Origin of the sequence: Jatrophihabitans sp., from assembly GCA_036389035.1 — a bacterium.
Taxonomy (GTDB): domain Bacteria; phylum Actinomycetota; class Actinomycetes; order Mycobacteriales; family Jatrophihabitantaceae; genus Jatrophihabitans_A.
The window spans coordinates 25,181-42,432 of the sequence record DASVQQ010000033.1 but is presented as its reverse complement, the minus strand read 5'-3'; the positions used below and the strand labels follow the sequence as shown (position 1 = coordinate 42,432).

Here is a 17,252-nt window from a genome sequence, read left to right as displayed (position 1 = left end):
AGGGTGTCGGCGTGACCCCCAGCTCTGACGACCGGCCCGCTGACGACCGGCCCGGCTTCGGCCACGGCTTCGGCCTGGCCAGCATCGCCGCCGACGGCTCCGTCCTGGACGTCTACTACCCCGACCCGGCCCTGGGGCGTCCCGGGCCGGACGCCGGCGCGCCGGCCGAGCTGTCGGCGCTGACCGGCTCCGACGAGCTGCGCGGGGTGCGTACCGAGGTGCTGTCCAGGGTGGTCGAGCTGGCCGCCGAGCCGGTGGACGCAGCCGATGTCTACCTACGCCTGCACCTGCTCTCACACCGCCTGATCGCCCCGCACGGGCTGAACCTCGGCGGTGTCTTCGGGCTGCTGAACAACGTGGTGTGGACCAGCCACGGGCCGTGCGCGGTGGCCGGCTTCGACCAGGTGCGCACCAGGCTGCGGGCCCGTGGCCCGGTCACCGTCTACGGCGTCGACAAGTTCCCGCGGATGGTGGACTACGTGCTGCCCGCCGGCGTGCGGATCGCTGACGCCGACCGGGTTCGCCTCGGCGCCCACCTGGCCCCCGGCACCACCGTGATGCACGAGGGCTTCGTCAACTACAACGCCGGCACGCTCGGCGCCTCGATGGTCGAGGGCCGGATCTCGGCCGGGGTGGTCGTCGGGGACGGCTCGGACGTCGGTGGCGGCGCCTCGATCATGGGCACCCTGTCCGGCGGCGGCAAGGAGGTGATCTCGGTCGGTCGGCGCTGCCTGATCGGGGCCAACGCCGGCATCGGGATCTCGTTGGGCGATGACTGCGTGGTGGCTGCCGGGACCTATGTCACAGCCGGTTCCAAGGTGGTGCTGCCGGACGGAACTGTTCGCAAGGCCGCGGAGTTGTCAGGGCAATCCGGCCTGCAGTTCTGGCAGAACACGGTGACCGGCGCCCTGGAGGTCCGGCAGCGCAGCGGCGCCGGCATCGCGTTGAACACCGACCTGCACGCCAACTGAGTCGAGGTAGAAGAGATCGGAGGGGACAGAGCGGTGGCGGGTCGGGCGCAGCGCGGTGGCATCGCCCTGCTGGTGGTGGTGATCGTGCTGGGCGCGTTGGCCTTCGGCGCCCGGACGCTCTGGCGAGCCGCCCAGTCGGTGGTCAAGCCCGACGGCTGTGACGTGGGCAGCTACTTCCTGGAGCTGGAGCAGGCCCAGATCGCCTCGGCCATCGTCGGGGTGGTGCTCAAGCGCGAGCTGCCCGAACGAGCGGCGGTGCTGACCATCGGCGCCGCCTTGCAGGAGTCCAAGCTGCGCAACATCCCGGCCGGCCGGGGTGACCGGGACTCGGTCGGCATCCTGCAGCAGCGGCCCTCGCAGGGCTGGGGCACGCCCGAGCAGATCGCCGACGTCCGCTACGCGACCGGAAAGTTCCTGGACGCGCTGGTGCGGGTGCCCGACTGGCAGGAGGGCGCGCTGGCCACCGTGGTGCAGACGGTGCAGATCTCCGCCGACGGCTCGGCCTATGCCCGGCACGAGGACCAGGCGCAGGCCCTCACCGACGCCCTGTTCGGCAGCACCCCGGCCGGGGTGTCATGCCGCTTCGACCAACCCGACCGCTCGGCCCAGCCGGCCGCGGTGGCGGCGGCGTTGACCCGCGACCTGCCGGTCAGCACTCCGGCAGTGGCCGGCAAGGCGGTCACCGTCACCGACGCCGGGTGGGCCACCGCGGCCTGGTTCGTCTGCAACGCCGACCGGCTGGGTATCGAGTCGGTGCGCCACGACGGCAAGCGCTGGAGCTATTCCGACGGCTGGAAGGACGACGACGCCGCTAGGAGTTCAGCCGTGGTCGCGACGCTGGCGCGCTGAGCCGCCCGAGGCGCGGTGGGCGTGACTAGTGCTCGCCGGCCTGCGGCGGCAGGGCCACTATGAAGGCCGGATCCGCTTCGGTCTTGCCCACCTTGGACGCACCGCCCGGTGAGCCGAGCTCATCGAAGAAGTCGACGTTGGCCTGGGTGTACTCGCGCCACTTGTCCGGCACGTCGTCCTCGTAGAAGATCGCCTCCACCGGGCACACCGGCTCGCACGCCCCGCAGTCCACGCACTCGTCCGGATGGATGTAGAGCATCCGGCCACCCTCATAGATGCAGTCGACCGGGCACTCCTCGATGCATGCCTTGTCCAGCACATCGACGCAGGGTTCGGCGATCACGTAGGTCACTGGAAGGTCCTCCTGGTACGGGTTGGTGCTGGTCAAAGCGGTGCGTCGTCACACTGGTGCATAGTATGCCGGTCATGCTCTCTGCCGGGCTCGTGGGGCGACGGATAGTTCTGCGTTACCGGCGCGCGGACGGCAAGCTTCCACCTCTTTCGGACGTGGTCGGCGAGCTGGCGTCCTTGACACCGACCACAGCTATCGTCGCCGGTCCGAACGGCCTGACCACCGTCGATCGTGCTGCGATCGTGGCGGTCCGGGCGGTGGCCCCGCACCGGCGCCAGATCCTGGAGCTCGAACGCATCGCCCGCCGGGGCTGGCGGGCCGCCGAAGTGGTCGATCTCGACGGCTGGCTGCTGCACGCCGACCACGGCTGGACCGGCCGGGCGAACTCGGTGCTGCCGCTGGTCACCCCCCGCCGCCCGCTTGCCGAACTGCTGGCCGCGGCCGGCCGGTTCTACGCCGAGCGCGGGCTGCCGGTGTGGGTCCAGCTGCCGCTGCCGGCGCGCGGGCTGCTCGATGCCGAGCTGGCGGGCCGGTGCTGGAGCGTGCAACGGCCGGCCGTCCTGCTGAGCGCGCCGATCAGCGGCTCAGCCGAGGCCTGGGGCGGCGACGAGGGGGTGCGGCTGGACCCGGTCGCCTCCGATGCCTGGCTGCAGGGTTACCACTACCGCGGCGGCCCGCTGCCCGAGCACGCGGTGCGGTTGCTGGGCCGCCACGACCGGGTCCGGTTCGCCTCGCTCAGCCGCGACGGCTCGGTGGTCGGGGTCGCCCGGGGGGCGGTGGACGAGGCCTGGCTGGGGGTCACCGCCGTCGAGGTGGCGCCCGCGCATCGCCGCTCAGGGGTGGCCAGCACGCTGATGCGAGCGCTGGCCGACTGGGGACGAGGTCAGGGAGCCAGCCAGTGCTACCTGCAGGTCGACGCCGACAACTCCGCGGCGTTGGCGTTCTACCAGCGGCTGGGGTTCAGCGCTCACCATCGCTACCACTACCGCGCCGCGCCAGCCGAGAGCTGAGCCACCGGCCGGTCCACGCACCCGGGCGGCCGGCCCGCCAGATGGTGAGCAGGCCGGCCAGCGTGCCGAACCCGAGCAGCGAGTAGGAGATGTAGGCCGCGTCCCCGGCCGGCAGCAGCACGTCGCCCTCGGGCGTGGCGCCGGCCAGCACGAAGGTGGTCACCAGCCAGCCGGCCACCGGCGGAACCGCCGAGAGCATCGTGTCGGTGAGGCCGCGCGAGAGTGCCGGCAGCGCCACGTTGCTGAGCACCGCCAGCGCCGGGGCCAGCGGGATCAGCGTCTGCCCGATCCGGCTGGGCACCAGCAGCACCTCGATCACCGCGGTCAACGCGCCGGCGGCGGCGAACAGCAGGTAGCCCACTGCCAGCAGCGCGGCATGCGGGCGGGCTGCCGGATAGCCCGGCCCGCCGGTCACCGCGCCGGTCGCGGCGCCGGCCGGACCGCCCCGGCTCATCCGGCGACCGGATTGAACGACGGGGCCGGATGCGCGGTGACCCCGGCGAACAGGTCGGTCTCGCGGCCGTGGGCATCGCGCTCGCCGGCCGGGCTGCCGTGGGCCAGCCGGAAGTACTCGGTGCTCGTCGACAGCTGGCCGAGGTTGTTCGACAGCGCGAAGAACGGCGCGCGCACCGTGACCTGGGTCCGGTGAGCGGCCAGCGCGCGCAGCTTGGCCCCGGCCTGCGCCTCGGCCGCGATGGCGGTGCTCACCAGCTCGTCGTCGCAGCCGAACGGCAGCTCGTCCACCGAGTCGACGCCGGTGAACCCGATGCCCGGACCGGCCGCCCGCAATGCCTGCTCCCCGGCGGCCAGCACCGAGCGGGGCGTCGCGGTCCAGTACAGCTTGCTGACCTGCCAGCCGGGCCCCTCGGCGGCGAAGCCCGGGTCCGCGGCCGCGGCGACCGCGGCGGTGCTCACCCGGTGAGCCATGATGTGGTCGGGATGGCCGTAACCGCCGTCGGGGTCATAGGTGATCAGCACCTGCGGGCGCACCTCGCGGATCACCTCGACGAGCGCGCTGAGGGCCGCCTGGAACACCGCGGGCTCGGTGTCGGCACGCCAGAGCGCCCGGGCCTTGCCATTGGCGGGATCGCCCATCATGCCGCTGTCGCGAAAGCGCCCGGCCCCACCGAGGAACCGGTGATCGGTGACTCCCAGTTCGGCCATCGCGGCGGACAGCTCGGCGATCCGCCAGCCGCCGAGCTGATCGGCGTGGCCGGCTGCCAGCAGCGCCAGCTCGGGCGTCAGCACCTCACCCTCCTCACCGAGGGTGCACGTCACCAGGGTGACCTGGGCGCCGGCGGCGGCGTAGTGGGCCATGGTGGCCCCGGTGCCGATGGTCTCGTCGTCGGGGTGCGCGTGCACCAGCAACAACCGGCGGGCGGGCAGGCTCCGGCTCGGCTGCTCGGCCCCGGACTCGTGGATCACCATTCCCAAGATAGGCGCCGCGGCTGAGCGGCCCCACGCCCACCCGGGCAGCGGCTCATCAGAGCGCGGTGGCTCCGGTTCCGGGCTCGACCTCGCCGGTGATCCCGAGATCCTCGCCGGAGGCGATGTCGGCCCGGGCCTCCGGGAAGTGGCAGGCCACGAACTGCATGGGCGCCTTGGCGTCCAGTGCCGGGACATCGGTGCGGCAGCGCTCCCGATCGGTCTCGGACAGCACCGCGCGGTACTTGGGGCAGCGGGTGTGGAACACGCAACCCGACGGCGGGTTGATCGGGCTGGGCAGGTCACCGATCAGCAGGATCCGCTCCCGCCGGCCTTCCTTCTTCGGGTCCGGCACCGGCACCGCGGACATCAGCGAGTGCGTGTAGGGGTGCATCGGGGTGGAGTAGAGGGTGTCGCGCGGGGCAAGCTCCATGACCTTGCCCAGATACATCACCGCCACCCGGTCGGCGATATGGCGCACCACCGACAGGTCGTGGGCCACGAAGATGTAGGCCAGCTTGTACTCGTTCTGCAGGTCCTCGAGCAGGTTGACCACCTGCGCCTGGATCGAGACGTCCAGCGCCGAGACCGGCTCGTCGCAGACGATCAGCTTCGGACGCAGTGCGATCGCCCGGGCGATGCCGATCCGCTGCCGCTGGCCGCCGGAGAACTCGTGCGGGTAGCGGTTGTAGTGCTCGGGGTTGAGTCCGACCCGCTCCATCAGGCTCTGGACCTCGGCCTTGACACCGCGCTCGGTCTTGGACTTCTGGATCAGGAACGGCGCCCCGACGATGGTGCCGATGGTGTGCCGGGGGTTCAACGAGGAGTAGGGGTCCTGAAAGATCATCTGGATGTCGGTCCGCAACGCCCGCATGTCGCTCTTCTTGAGCTTGGCGATGTCCTGACCGCCGAAGTAGATCTCGCCGGCCGTCGGGTCGAGCAGCTTGGTCACGACCCGGCCGGTGGTGGACTTGCCGCAACCGGACTCGCCCACCAGGCCCAGCGTCTCTCCGGCCCGGACCGCGAAGGACACCCCGTCCACGGCCTTGACGGCGCCGATCTGGCGCTGGATCAGGATGCCCTGCTTGATCGGGAAGTGCTTGGTGAGCTTGTTGACCCGCAGCAACGCGTCGGAGTCATCGGCAGCGGGCTCGAGCGAGACGTCGTCGGGCACGCCGGCGTCGGAGTGGGTGGCTGTGCTCATGTGTGGGGAGTCTCCTCGTCGGCTTACAGCGTGGGCTTGATCTCGTCGGCCCATATCCGACGGCGCTCGTCCGGCTCGATGTGGCAGCGCAACGCGTGCCCGGCCGAGCCGCCCGAGGTGGGCAGCAACTCCGGACGATCGGTGAAGCAGCGACGGCCGGGCACGTGGTCGGTGAACCCGCAGCGGGGATTGAACACGCACCCCTTGGGCACCTGGATCAGCGAGGGCGGCTGGCCAGGGATCGGCTGCAGGCGTTCCTGCCGGGTGCGGTCCATCCGCGGCATCGAGGTCAGCAGGCCCCACGCGTAGGGCATCTCCGGCTCGTAGAACAGGTCGTTCACCGACCCGGTCTCCACGCACTGGCCGCCGTACATCACCACGACCTGGTCGCAGGTCTCAGCGACCACGCCGAGGTCGTGGGTGATCAGGATGATCGCGGAGTTGAACTCCTTCTGCAGGTCCTTCATCAGGTCCAGGATCTGGGCCTGGACGGTGACGTCCAGAGCGGTGGTCGGCTCGTCGGCGATCAGCAGCTTCGGGTCGCACACCAGGGCCATCGCGATCATGGCGCGCTGCCGCATGCCGCCGGAGAACTGGTGCGGGTAGTCGCTGAAGCGCTTCTCGGGGTTCGGGATGCCGACCCGGTCGAGCATCTCGATCGTGCGCTTCTTGGCCACCGACTTGGAGACCTTGTTGTGCACCAGGTAGGCCTCAGAGATCTGGGCGCCGACCCGGTAGAAAGGGTGCATCGCCGACAGCGGGTCCTGAAAGATCATCGCCATCTTGTCGCCGCGCAGTGAGCGCATCTCGTCTTCGCTGGCTCCCACCAGCTCGGTGCCGTCCAGCCAGATCTCACCGGTGATCCGGGCCTGCGAGCCCTTGTGCAGCCCGAGGATCGCCTGCGAGGTGACCGACTTGCCGGAACCGGACTCCCCCACGATGCCCATGATCTCGCCGCGCCGGACGTCGAAGGACAGCCCGTCGACGCCCTTGACGAGGCCGTCCGCGGTGGGGAAGTGGACCCGGAGGTCGCGTACCGATAGGAACGCGTCGCCAACCTCTGGCTTTTCGAGGCGGATGGCGGCGGGCTGGGCAGTCACTGAATGGGTCTCCGGTCTCTAGCTGTAGCTCACGCGCGGATCAACGAAGGCGTAGCCGATGTCGACGATGATGTTGGCGACCACCACGGCGAACGTGGCGACGATGGTCACCCCGAGGATCACCGGCAGGTCCTGGCTGTTGATCGCCTTGATGCTGATCAGGCCGAGGCCGGGCAGGTTGAACACCGATTCGGTGATCACGGCGCTGCCGATCAGCTGGCCGAGGTCGAGGCCGAAGATCGTCACGATCGGGGTCAGCGCGGCGCGCAGGCCGTGTTTGACGACCACAGTGCGCCGGGCCAACCCCTTGGCCCGGGCGGTGCGGACGTAGTCCTCGCTCATCGTCTCGAGCATGTTGGCCCGGGTCAGCCTGGCGTAGAGCGCCGCGAAGATGAAGGCCAGTGCTAACCACGGCAGGATCATCGATCTCAACCACTGTTCGGGGTCGGAGGTGATCGAGGCGTAGTTGGTGTTGGGTAGCCAGCCCAACTTGTACTTGAAGACCAGCAGCAGGATCGGGCCGGTGAAGAAGATCGGCAGCGAGACGGCCGCCAGCGCCATCGTCATCGCGGCCCGATCGAAGAATGAGCCTCGCTTGAGGGCCGAGATCGAGCCGATGGTCAGCCCGCCGACCAGCCAGAGAACGGCCGCGCCGAGGGCGATGCTGAGCTCGACCGGCAACGCCCTCATGATCATCTCGCTGACCGGCAGTTGTTGCCGGAAGGAGTAACCCAGGCACGGGGCCGCGCACTCCACGGTCGCGCCGGTGTCGTCTCCCAGGGTGCGGCCGAACAGGATTCCGCCGCCCCAGTCGAAGTACTGCTTCCACAACGGGAGATCGAACCCGAAGCGCGCTTCGATCAGCCTCAGGCCCTCTTCATTGGGTGGGATCTTGCCGACATAGAACAGTGCGGGTGACACGCCGGCGATCTTGGGGCCCACCTGGAAGATGAAGAACGTGACGAAGCTCGTCACCAGGAGCACCAACACACCGCCGATCGAGCGGCGAATGATGTATCTGATCATCGTGTTTGCGTGTCCGTGGCCGACCCGAGCGTACCCGGGCCGGCCACAGACACTGCCACCTCTCTAGTCAGCTGAGAAACTCACCTGTACTGCGACTGCACTTGCTTACTTGCCGTCGCTGACGCCGATGTTGACGAAGTCGTAGTACGACCCCAGCGCCATGTTGTTACGGACGTTGGTCAACCGCGGGTTGCGGTAGTACAGCGTCTTGTCGTAAATGAACGGCAGGTCTACCGCGAGCTCCATAACCCGAGCGTCGAGCTCCTTGAACAGGTCCTCGTGCTTGCCGGTGGTCTTGGAAGCCTGGGCAAGCAGATCATCGATCTTCTTGTCCTTGATCTGGGTGTAGTTACCACCACCGGGCGGGGCGTAGCTCGCCACGATGGAGGTCCAGAAGCCGCCACCGGTCGGGTAGTCAGAACCCCAGCCGGCCTGAGCCATGCCGATGCCGACGCTCTTGACCGTCTCCGGCTTGCCGATGTAACCACCGTAGTAGCCGGACTGAGCGTGCACAGCCGCGCCTAGCTTGATGCCGACCCGCGCCAGGGCGGACTGAGCGGCAGTGAAGACCGCCGGGCCCTTGCCTGCGTTCACGTAGGCCATCTTGGTCGCGAAGCCGTTCGGCTTGCCGCACTGCTTCAGCTCGTCCTTGGCCTTCGCGAGGTCACCGGTGTTGTCGGGTCCGGGGGGGTACGGGTTGGCCTTCGGGTCGTGACCGGGAACGGTCGGCTGCGCCATCGTGTGGGCGATGTCGCCACCGTATGTGCCACCGCGCGCCCGCTGCAGGTCGACCTTGTTGATCGCGTAGAAGATCGCCCGGCGGCAGTGAACGTCAGGGATCACCGACGGGAAGACCGAGAAGTAACGGACGTAGGAGGACACCGGGTTGTCGGCGTTCTTCTTCAGATCCGGGTTGTTGATGATGTTGGTCTGGAACGCGGCCTGCACGCCACCGTCAGCCTGGGCGTCGGCGGTGCCGGCCTGCAGCTGCTTGTCGTTGTCATCGGCGTTGGTGCTGATGGTCAGATTGATCTTGTCGACCATCGGCTTGCGGATCTTGTCCGTCGCAACATCGTACTGGTCGTTGCGGACCCAGCTGATCTTCTGCTCCGGGGTGTACGAGGCGAACTTGTACGGGCCGTTGGACAGCGGCTTCAGGGTGTACTTCGACCCGACGTTGGTGCCGTTCTCGGTCAGCGGCACCGGAGCGGAGGCCGGCATCGCCATCAGGTAGTCGAAGTCCGGGGTGGAGGTCGACAGCTTGAAGCTGATGGTGTTGTCGTCCGGGGTGGTGATGCTGTCCAGGCCACCGGTCTTGTCCTTGTACGGACCGGCGTAGGCCGGGGTGCCCTCTGCGTCGCACTTGCTCAGCAGGCAGAGGTAGTACGAGGACGGGCCGTTGCTGAACAGGTCCGTGGCGAAGACCCGCTGCAGGCCGTACTTGACCTGCTTGCTGGTGACGGGCGTGCCGTCTTCCCACTTGACGCCGGTCTTGAGCTTGTAGGTCCACTCGGTGAAGTCGGCGTTGTGCTCGCCGAGCCCGGTCGCGAGGTCGGGCTCGATCTTGACGTTGTTCGCGCCCGGAATGGAGGAGTACCCCACCAGGGTGCGGGTGAACAGCCGCTGCATGTTCCAGCACCAGCCGTAATAGGTGTTGGCCGGGTCCCAGGCGTCACAGTCACCGCTGGCGACCAGGTTCAGGGTGCCGCCCGTCTTGTCCGACTTGTTGACGAACCCGATGGTCGCCGCGTTGAAGGCCGCCGATAGCGACTGGTCGCTACCGTCGGCGTTGGTGGCGCTGGCGGTGGGGCCGTTGTCGCCGTCACCGCTGTCACCACCACCACACGCGGTTAGCACCATCGCTGCGACGGCGGTCAGTCCGACCGCCATCGCGCCTTTTTTGTGTCGTTGCATTGGTTCTCTCACCCTCCTAGGCGATCGGAACTACCTGTCGGCCGAACTGCGACCGACCCCGGCTGATGCCGGTTGTGAAACCCCCCGCTCGCACGAGGGCCATTTGGGGTTGACGTAGAGGTCAACGGGTCGACTTCGGGTCGAGCGCATCGCGCAACCCGTCGCCGAAGAGATTGAAGGAAAGCACGGTCAAGAACAACGCCATACCAGGCCAGACCAGGAACATCGGGTCGTTCTGGAAGAAGATGCCCGCGCTGTTCAGCGTCTGCCCCCAGGACGCGGTCGGCGGCTGGACGCCGACACCTAGATAGGACAGGCCGGCCTCGCCCAGGATGTAGCTGGGAATGGTCAGCGTCACCCAGACCAGCACCGGGCCCATCAGGTTCGGCAGGATCTCGCGGGTGATGATCCGCCAGTCGCTGGCGCCGAGACTGCGCGCGGCGTCGACGAACTCCTTCTCACGCAAGGACAGCACCTGCCCGCGCACGATCCGGGCGAGATAGGCGAAGCCGAAGAAGCCCAGCACGAAGATCAACACCGCGAAGTTCAGGGTCTGCCCCGACATGCCCAGGAACGACGGTGCCCTGCCGAAGATCGCCATCAGCGCGATCGCGAACAGCAGGGTGGGGAAAGCCAGCAGGACGTCGAGAACCCGGGCCACGACCGCGTCGATCTTGCCGCGGTAGTACCCGGCGATGACGCCCACGGTCAGGCCGATGAGCAGCGAGACCGCCATCGCCGACACCGAGATCATCAGCGAGGTGCGCGCGCCGGCGATCAGCCGGGCCAGGATGTCCTGGCCATCGACCGGCTGGACCCCGAGCCAGTGCTCGGAGGAGGCACCGCTAAGGCGGCCGTACGGCATCGTCGTATCAGGGCTGGTCAGGTTGGTATTGCGTTCGCCAGGCTGGTTGCCCAGCAAATTGTTCAACAGCGAGGCGAAGATGGCCACCAGGGCGACGATGATGATCCCGACGCCACCAGCCATCGCGACCTTGTCGTGCTTGAGCCGCCGCCAGGCGATCTGGCGCAGCGAACGGCCCTGGATCGCTTTCTCCTGCTGGTCCTCCTGCGGAGTCGCGAGGTCGGCGGTGGCGACATCAAGGTCACCCGGTTGGGCCATCGACATTGGGCAGCACGCCTCCTTCGAGTCGCGAGGCCTGCGGTCTGCAGAACTCGCCAGCCGGGAACGTTAAGGGTTCCGGATAACGCCAGAGCAACAAGTACTACCCATCGGACAGATCGTGACCGAAGGGTGACCCGCGGTTGGGCACCTTATCCGACCGCAGGGCCACCAGCGGACCCGTGGGCGGGGGGCTGCATGAATCGTTATTGCAGACCCCCACCCCCGGGGCAACTCGCAGGTGGCCCGAGAACCGCCTGCGAGCTGCATACCGCTGGGTTAATCCAGGTGGTACGTCACTTCAGTCACTTCAGGTACAGCTGCCTTACTTCTTGAAACCGATGCTCTCGTAAACCGGGGTAGCGAAGCCGAACGACCCGAAGTTCACCAGGTTGGACTTGGTGGCGACCAGGTCCGGACGCTGGTAGAGCGGCACCGAGTGCCCGGCCTCCCAGATCTTCTGGTCGATCTGGTAGGTCAGCTCGACGGCCTTGTCGGGGTCGAGCTCGGAGACTGCCTGCTTGTAGAGCGCGTCGATCTCCGGGTTGCCGATCTTGGCGTAGTTCTGGCCACCGGTGGAGGTGTAGATCGACTGGGCCGAGGACACCGGGAACGGCGTGCCGATCCAGCTGAAGATCGTCAGGTCGAACTTGCCCACCAGGACGTAGTCGGAGAAGAACGGGTCCGAGGGCACCGACTTGATGGTGACCTTGATGCCGGCCTCCTGCAGCGCCTTCTGCTGCAGGGCTGACTCGTCGGCGGAGGTCTTGATGCCGTTCGGGATGACGAAGTTCAGGTTCAGCGGCTTGCCTGCCTTGGCGTAGATGCCGTCAGAGCCCTTCTTGAAGCCGGCTGACTCGAGCAGGGCGCCGGCCTTGGCGACGTCCCGCTTGCAGAACTCACCACAGGTCGACTTGTACTGGGCCTGGTTGTTCATCCAGATGTGGCTGTCCAGCACGGTGGCCGGCCAGTCGAGCGGGCTCAGCATGGTCTTGGCGTCGCCCTCCCGGTCGATCGCCAACTGCACGGCCTGGCGGACCTTGACGTCGGCCAGCGGGCCGCTGCTGCCGATGTCGATGTGGCGCCAGTTCGGGCCACCGGCCTTGTGGATGGTCACGCCGGGGGTCGACTTAACGGTGGCGTAGGTCGCCACGCTGGAGGCGATGTCGACGAAGTCGATCTGGTCGGACTGCAGCGCCTTGGCCTGGGCGGCCTGGTCCAGGACGATGAACTGGATCTTCTCCAGCTTGGGCTTCTTACCCCACCACTTGTCGTTGTGGACGATGGTGATCGTCTTGGCCGTCTTGTCCAGCGAGCTGACCTTGAACGGGCCGCCCGAGAGGTTGGGGCCGTTGACCCACGAGGTGTTGTACGCGGCCGGGCTGCTGTTGAGGCTGGCCGGCAGCAGCGGGCTGAACAGCGCCTTCCAGTCCGGGTACGGGGTCTTGTAGACCACCTTGACGTCCTGGTCGGTCGCGCCCTTCTCGACGCTCTGGATCTGCTCGTAGCCATTGGTGGAGGCGACCTTGTAGGCCTTGTTGGCGCCGTTGTGCGCCGCCCACAGGCCCGCGAAGTCCTTGTAGGTGATGGCGGTGCCATCGCTCCAGACAGCCTTGGGGTTGATGTGGTACTCGATCGTCTGCGGGCTGGTCGAGGTCTGCTCGGCCTTGTCCACCACGTCGGTGTTCAGGATCGGCTTGCTACCGGCGTCGAAGTGCCAGACGATCGGCAGCGTCGCTTCCATCAGGTCGTTGGTGTTGGACTCGTTGCCGTCGATCTGGTTGACGTTGAAGTTGGCCGGGTATGAGTTGATCGGCCAGCGCATCGTGCCACCGTCGGGCACCTCGTCATAGGCCAACGGGTTGATGTCGTTGAGGTTGGAAGCCGCCTGGGCCTTCTTGTCCGATCCGTTGTTGTTGTTGTTATTGCCGCCCGAGTCATCCGAGCCGCCGCAGGCCGTTAAGGCCAGGGACACCGCGACTGCCGCCGCGATCCCTACCTTGCCGAACACCCTCACACTGTCCTCCTAAGGAGTATCTAGAACTTGCCGCACGGGGACTTACGAGACTTGCCGCACGGGGACCTACGAGCAGCGAAGAAAGTCACGTAACAGCTACTTGCTACGCACTTCCAGCGCTCCCGGCTAGGGTCGTTGCCGAATCGGTACCGATCGGATAGGAAACCGAACCCTCGGAAACACTGCTGACACGGCGCAGTGGTGTCACACGACTTCGCGGACTTTGGCGAAATGGCAGGCCGCCCGATGGTCGCCGTCCAGGTCATAGAGCCCCGGGTCCACGCCCTTGCAGGTGGCCCGTTCCTCGGCGTTGAGCTGCTCGGCGAAGACGAAGCAGCGGCTGGAGAACCGGCATCCGCTGGGTATGTCGGCGGGGCTGGGAAGGTCCCCGGTCAGCAGGATCCGCTTGCGGCCGCGCTCCTTCACCGGGTCCGGCAGCGGGATCGCCGACAGCAGGGCCTGGGTGTAGGGGTGCGAGGGCGCTGTGAAGATGTCCCGGGTGGTGCCGATCTCGACGATCCGGCCCAGGTACATCACCGCGACCCGGTCAGCGATATGCCGTACCACCGACAGGTCGTGGGCCACGAACAGGTAACTCAGCCCCAGCCTGACCTTGAGCTCATCGAGCAGGTTGATGACACCGGCCTGGATCGAGACGTCCAGCGCCGAGACCGGCTCGTCCAGCACGATCACCTTGGGGTCCAGTGCCAGCGCCCGGGCGATGCCGATGCGCTGCCGCTGGCCGCCGGAGAATTCGGCCGGATACCGGCTGGCGTGCTCGGGCGCCAGTCCCACCAACTTCAGCAATTCCGCGGTCCGCGCCCTGATCTTGTCGTCGGGGACCTTCTGCACCCACATCGGCTCGGCGAGGATGTCACCGATCGGCATCCGGGGGTCGAGAGAGGCCATCGGATCCTGGAAGACCATCGACAGGTCGGCCCGCATCTTGCGGCGATCGGCGCCCTTGAGGTTGTCGGTGTCCTTGCCCAGCACCACGATCTTGCCCTGCTGCGGCTTGAGCAGGTTCATGATCTCCATGATGGTGGTCGTCTTGCCGCACCCTGACTCGCCGACCAGGCCCAGGGTCTCGCCCTGTCTGATGTCCAACGACACCCCGTCCACCGCCCGCACGTTGCCGACCGTCCGGCGCAGCACCGCGCCCTTGCGGATGGGGAAGACCCGGTGCAGGTCATCCAGGGTCAGCACCATCTCCCGCTCCTCGCGGAGCCGGGGCAGGCTGGTGTCGGCCGGCGGCAGCTCCGGACGCACGAACACGTCCTCGGCGCTCCACCGGTGCTGCGCGATCTCCAGGCTGCGGTGGCAGGCGGCCTGGTGCGCGGGCCGGTCGGTGTCGGCCAGCGGCGGCTCGGTGGTGCGGCACAGCTCCACCGAGATCGGGCAACGCGGCTCGAACGGGCACCCGGTCGGCAGGTTCACCAGCGACGGCGGGCTGCCCTCGATCGGGATCAGCGGCTCCTTCTCCTCCACGTCCATCCGCGGGATGGAGCCCAGCAGGCCCATCGTGTAGGGCATCCGCGGGTGGTAGAAGACGTCGTCGACACTGGCCAGCTCGACCGCCTTGCCGGCGTACATCACCATCACCCGGTCGGCGAAGCCGGCCACCACCCCGAGATCGTGGGTGATCAGCACGGTGGCCGCGTTGGCGACCTCCTTGGCCTTGCGCAGCACATCGAGGACCTGGGCCTGGATCGTGACGTCCAGCGCGGTCGTCGGCTCGTCGGCGATGATCAGGTCCGGGTCGTTGGCGATCGCCATCGCGATCATCGCGCGCTGGCGCATGCCGCCGGAGAACTCGTGCGGGAACGAGCTGGACCGCAGCTTGGCGTTCGGGATGCCCACCAGGTCCAGCAGCTCCACGGCACGCTGGTGGGCCTGGGCCTTGGACACCTCCTGGTGGATGCGCACCGCCTCGGCGATCTGGTCGCCGATCGTGTACACCGGCGTCAGGGCCGACAGCGGGTCTTGAAAGACCATCGAGATGCCCGAGCCCCGCAGTTTGGACAGCCTCTTGTCGTTGAGGCCGAGCAGCTCGGTGCCCTGGAACTTGATCGAGCCGGTGACGACGGCGTTGGAGGGCAGCAAGCCCATCACGGCCAGCGAGCTGACCGACTTGCCCGAGCCCGACTCCCCGACGATCGCCAGCGTCTCGCCGGGGTTCACCGTGTAGGAGACGCCGCGCACGGCCCGGACCGGCCCGGCTTCGCTTCCGAAGCTGACGGTGAGGTCCGAGACCTGCAGGAGCGGGGTTTTGCTTAAGGTCACAGTCTGCTCGATCCTGACGAGGGGTCGATGGCATCGCGCAGGGCATCGCCGATGACGCTCACGCACAGCACCGTGAGCACCAGCAGCCCCGCGCCCCACATGAACACGTGGGGATAGGTGGTGGCCAGCGGCTGGGCGTCGGCGAGCACCGTCCCCAACGAGACGTCCGGCGGCTGGACGCCGAAGCCGAAGAAGCTCAGGCCGGTCTCGGCCAGGATGATGCCACCGACGTTGATGGTGACGTCGACGATCAGCAGCGAGGCCATGTTGGGCAGCAGGTGCCGGCGGATGATGGTCATCGGCGGCACCCCCATGAACCTGGCGGCATGGACGTAATCGCGCTCGCGCAGGCTCATCGCCATCCCCCGCACCACCCGGCCGGTGACCATCCAGCCGAACAGCGAGAGCAGCAGCACCAGCCACAGCCAGCTCTTGCCGGACAGCACCGGGCTCAGGATCGCCAGGATCAGGAATCCGGGCAGCACCAGCAGCAGGTCGATGACCCATACCACCGACAGGTCGATGTACCTGCCGAAGTAGCCGGCCAGCGAGCCGGCGATGGCGGCGATGCTGGTGGTCACCAGGGCTGCCACCAGGCCGATGATCAGCGACTTCTGCAGGCCCTTGAGCGTTCGGGCATAGACATCGCGCCCGACCTCGTCCACGCCGAAGAAGTGGGTGCCGCCCGGGCTGGCGAGAATGTTGGCCTGGTCGAAGTCGTCGAACTTCCACTGCGTGAAGTAAGGCCCGACGTAGGCCAGCAGGAAGATCAGCACCAGCACGAACAACGCCACCAGCCCGGACTTCTGCCGCAGGAACCTCTTCAGGATCAGGCGGCCGCGGCTGATCGGCTCGTTGCCTCCTCCGCCGCCCGTACGCTGTTCGGTGGCATCAGGGTCCGAGACCGCCGGTGAAGCGACCTCGAAGATCTCCTGCGGTGACATCGACATCTGCGCACCTCCTACTTCGACCGGACGCGCGGATCAAGGGCCGCGTAGAGAATGTCTGCCAGCAGTCCCGAGAACAGCACCAGCACCGCCGTGAAGCAGGCGACCGCGGCGACCGCGTTGACATCATGGGACTGCACCGAGTTGATCAGGTACTCCCCCATGCCGTGCCAGCCGAACAGCTTCTCGGTGAAGGTCGCGCCGGTGAGCAGCAGCCCGAACGAGTACGCGAAGAAGGTCACGATCGGGATCAGCGCGGTGCGCACGCCGTGCTTGAACAGCGCCTGCTGCCGGGTGAGCCCCTTGGCCCGGGCGGTCCGCAGGAAGTCACTGCCCAGCACGTCGAGCATCGCGCTGCGCTGGTACCTGCTGAAGAACGAGATGCCGAACGCTGCCAGCACCATGGTCGGCATGATCAGGCGTTTGGCCCGGTCGGTCCAGAACTCGAGCCCTTCCAGGTTGGAGTTGTACTCACCGGTGGCCGGGATCAGCGGGCCGCCGCTGTTGTAGACCCAGACGAAGATGGTCTGGATGACGACGATCACCACGACGGTCGGTGAGGCAAGCAGGATATAAGAGGCCACCGTCGATGCGACGTCCACCGGTTTTCGTTGTCGGACGGCGCCCAACACTCCGACCAGCACCCCGCCGATCGCCCCGAAGATGGTGCCCAGCAGCAACAGCCGCAGGCTCACCCCGGCCCTGCGCTTGATCTCGTCGACCACCTGGGTGTCGCCGACGATCTGCACGCCGAAGTCGCCCTGCACCACGCCGCTGATCCAGGTGCCATAGCGCTCGAGCACCGGTGTTTCGGGATCGGCGTTGCGCTCCTGCAGGGTCGCGCGCAGGGATTCCTCGGAGATGGGCGGGTTGCGGCCCTCGTAGCGGGCCCGAGGATCCAGGGTCATGGAACCGAGGATGTAGGCCAGGCTGGTCGCGATGAACACCAGCACCAGGTAGTTCAGGAACCGGCGCGCAATGAACTTCAGCATCTGTCCACCCCTGAGCGGTTCTCGGTCCTGTCTGTGGCA

At 67.5% G+C, this 17,252-nt stretch carries 15 protein-coding genes; 3 read left to right on the top strand and 12 right to left on the bottom strand.

Annotated features, from left to right (window positions below):
- Nucleotides 1-11 precede the first annotated feature (11 nt).
- Together dapD and VF557_17260 are read left to right on the top strand one after the other, a co-directional pair.
- Entirely contained in the window at nt 12-971 is a 960-nt protein-coding gene (gene dapD, locus VF557_17265) for a 2,3,4,5-tetrahydropyridine-2,6-dicarboxylate N-succinyltransferase (protein ID HEX8081965.1), read from the top strand.
- A gap of 33 nt (nt 972-1,004) precedes the next feature.
- The gene (locus tag VF557_17260) at nt 1,005-1,820 is read left to right on the top strand and encodes a hypothetical protein (protein HEX8081964.1); all 816 of its coding nucleotides are present in this window, start codon (nt 1,005-1,007) and stop codon (nt 1,818-1,820) included.
- A 25-nt stretch (nt 1,821-1,845) separates the two neighbouring features.
- On the opposite strand, the gene fdxA is transcribed toward VF557_17260, so the two are convergent.
- The gene (fdxA, locus tag VF557_17255) at nt 1,846-2,172 is read right to left on the bottom strand and encodes a ferredoxin (GenBank protein HEX8081963.1); all 327 of its coding nucleotides are present in this window, start codon (nt 2,170-2,172) and stop codon (nt 1,846-1,848) included.
- 176 nt (nt 2,173-2,348) lie between these two features.
- Here fdxA and VF557_17250 point away from each other — a divergent pair, with 176 nt between their 5' ends.
- Complete coding sequence (locus VF557_17250) at nt 2,349-3,182, top strand: GNAT family N-acetyltransferase (GenBank protein HEX8081962.1); 834 nt, start codon at nt 2,349-2,351, stop codon at nt 3,180-3,182.
- Here VF557_17250 and VF557_17245 read toward each other — a convergent pair.
- The 11 genes from VF557_17245 to VF557_17195 form a co-directional block, all read right to left on the bottom strand.
- Nucleotides 3,133-3,636: a hypothetical protein gene (locus VF557_17245; protein ID HEX8081961.1), complete on the bottom strand. Its 504-nt coding sequence runs from the start codon at nt 3,634-3,636 to the stop codon at nt 3,133-3,135. The genes VF557_17250 and VF557_17245 overlap by 50 nt on opposite strands.
- The gene (gene mshB, locus VF557_17240) at nt 3,633-4,607 is read right to left on the bottom strand and encodes an N-acetyl-1-D-myo-inositol-2-amino-2-deoxy-alpha-D-glucopyranoside deacetylase (protein ID HEX8081960.1); all 975 of its coding nucleotides are present in this window, start codon (nt 4,605-4,607) and stop codon (nt 3,633-3,635) included. The genes VF557_17245 and mshB overlap by 4 nt, the downstream gene beginning before the upstream one ends.
- A 58-nt stretch (nt 4,608-4,665) precedes the next feature.
- Complete coding sequence (locus VF557_17235; GenBank protein HEX8081959.1) at nt 4,666-5,811, bottom strand: dipeptide ABC transporter ATP-binding protein; 1,146 nt, start codon at nt 5,809-5,811, stop codon at nt 4,666-4,668.
- A gap of 23 nt (nt 5,812-5,834) precedes the next feature.
- Complete coding sequence (locus VF557_17230) at nt 5,835-6,911, bottom strand: ABC transporter ATP-binding protein (protein ID HEX8081958.1); 1,077 nt, start codon at nt 6,909-6,911, stop codon at nt 5,835-5,837.
- A gap of 18 nt (nt 6,912-6,929) precedes the next feature.
- Nucleotides 6,930-7,937, bottom strand: coding sequence for an ABC transporter permease (locus VF557_17225; GenBank protein HEX8081957.1), 1,008 nt, complete (start codon nt 7,935-7,937; stop codon nt 6,930-6,932).
- A 105-nt stretch (nt 7,938-8,042) separates the two neighbouring features.
- Nucleotides 8,043-9,827: an ABC transporter substrate-binding protein gene (locus VF557_17220; GenBank protein ID HEX8081956.1), complete on the bottom strand. Its 1,785-nt coding sequence runs from the start codon at nt 9,825-9,827 to the stop codon at nt 8,043-8,045.
- Nucleotides 9,828-9,972: 145 nt separating this feature from the next.
- Nucleotides 9,973-10,980 carry an ABC transporter permease gene (locus VF557_17215; protein HEX8081955.1) on the bottom strand — a complete coding sequence of 336 codons (1,008 nt, stop codon included), beginning with the start codon at nt 10,978-10,980 and terminating at the stop codon, nt 9,973-9,975.
- Nucleotides 10,981-11,299: 319 nt separating this feature from the next.
- Nucleotides 11,300-12,985 (bottom strand): ABC transporter family substrate-binding protein, encoded by a 1,686-nt coding sequence (locus tag VF557_17210; protein HEX8081954.1) that lies wholly within the window; start codon nt 12,983-12,985, stop codon nt 11,300-11,302.
- A 210-nt stretch (nt 12,986-13,195) separates the two neighbouring features.
- Nucleotides 13,196-15,274, bottom strand: coding sequence for an ABC transporter ATP-binding protein (locus VF557_17205; GenBank protein ID HEX8081953.1), 2,079 nt, complete (start codon nt 15,272-15,274; stop codon nt 13,196-13,198).
- Nucleotides 15,271-16,224, bottom strand: a complete 954-nt coding sequence (locus VF557_17200) for an ABC transporter permease (protein ID HEX8081952.1) — start codon at nt 16,222-16,224, stop codon at nt 15,271-15,273. The genes VF557_17205 and VF557_17200 overlap by 4 nt, the downstream gene beginning before the upstream one ends.
- A gap of 11 nt (nt 16,225-16,235) precedes the next feature.
- A complete protein-coding gene (locus VF557_17195) occupies nt 16,236-17,213 on the bottom strand; it encodes an ABC transporter permease (protein HEX8081951.1) in 978 nt (325 codons plus the stop codon).
- Nucleotides 17,214-17,252: the final 39 nt, after the last annotated feature.

Bases quoted from the DNA above. Each gene is read 5' to 3' on its own strand.
- VF557_17200 (HEX8081952.1), bottom strand. From the start codon at position 16,224: ATGTCGATGTCACCGCAGGAGATCTTCGAGGTCGCTTCACCGGCGGTC.
- VF557_17245 (HEX8081961.1), bottom strand. From the start codon at position 3,636: ATGAGCCGGGGCGGTCCGGCCGGCGCCGCGACCGGCGCGGTGACCGGC.
- VF557_17195 (HEX8081951.1), bottom strand. From the start codon at position 17,213: ATGCTGAAGTTCATTGCGCGCCGGTTCCTGAACTACCTGGTGCTGGTG.
- VF557_17235 (HEX8081959.1), bottom strand. From the start codon at position 5,811: ATGAGCACAGCCACCCACTCCGACGCCGGCGTGCCCGACGACGTCTCG.
- VF557_17215 (HEX8081955.1), bottom strand. From the start codon at position 10,980: ATGTCGATGGCCCAACCGGGTGACCTTGATGTCGCCACCGCCGACCTC.
- VF557_17220 (HEX8081956.1), bottom strand. From the start codon at position 9,827: ATGGCGGTCGGACTGACCGCCGTCGCAGCGATGGTGCTAACCGCGTGT.
- VF557_17225 (HEX8081957.1), bottom strand. From the start codon at position 7,937: ATGATCAGATACATCATTCGCCGCTCGATCGGCGGTGTGTTGGTGCTC.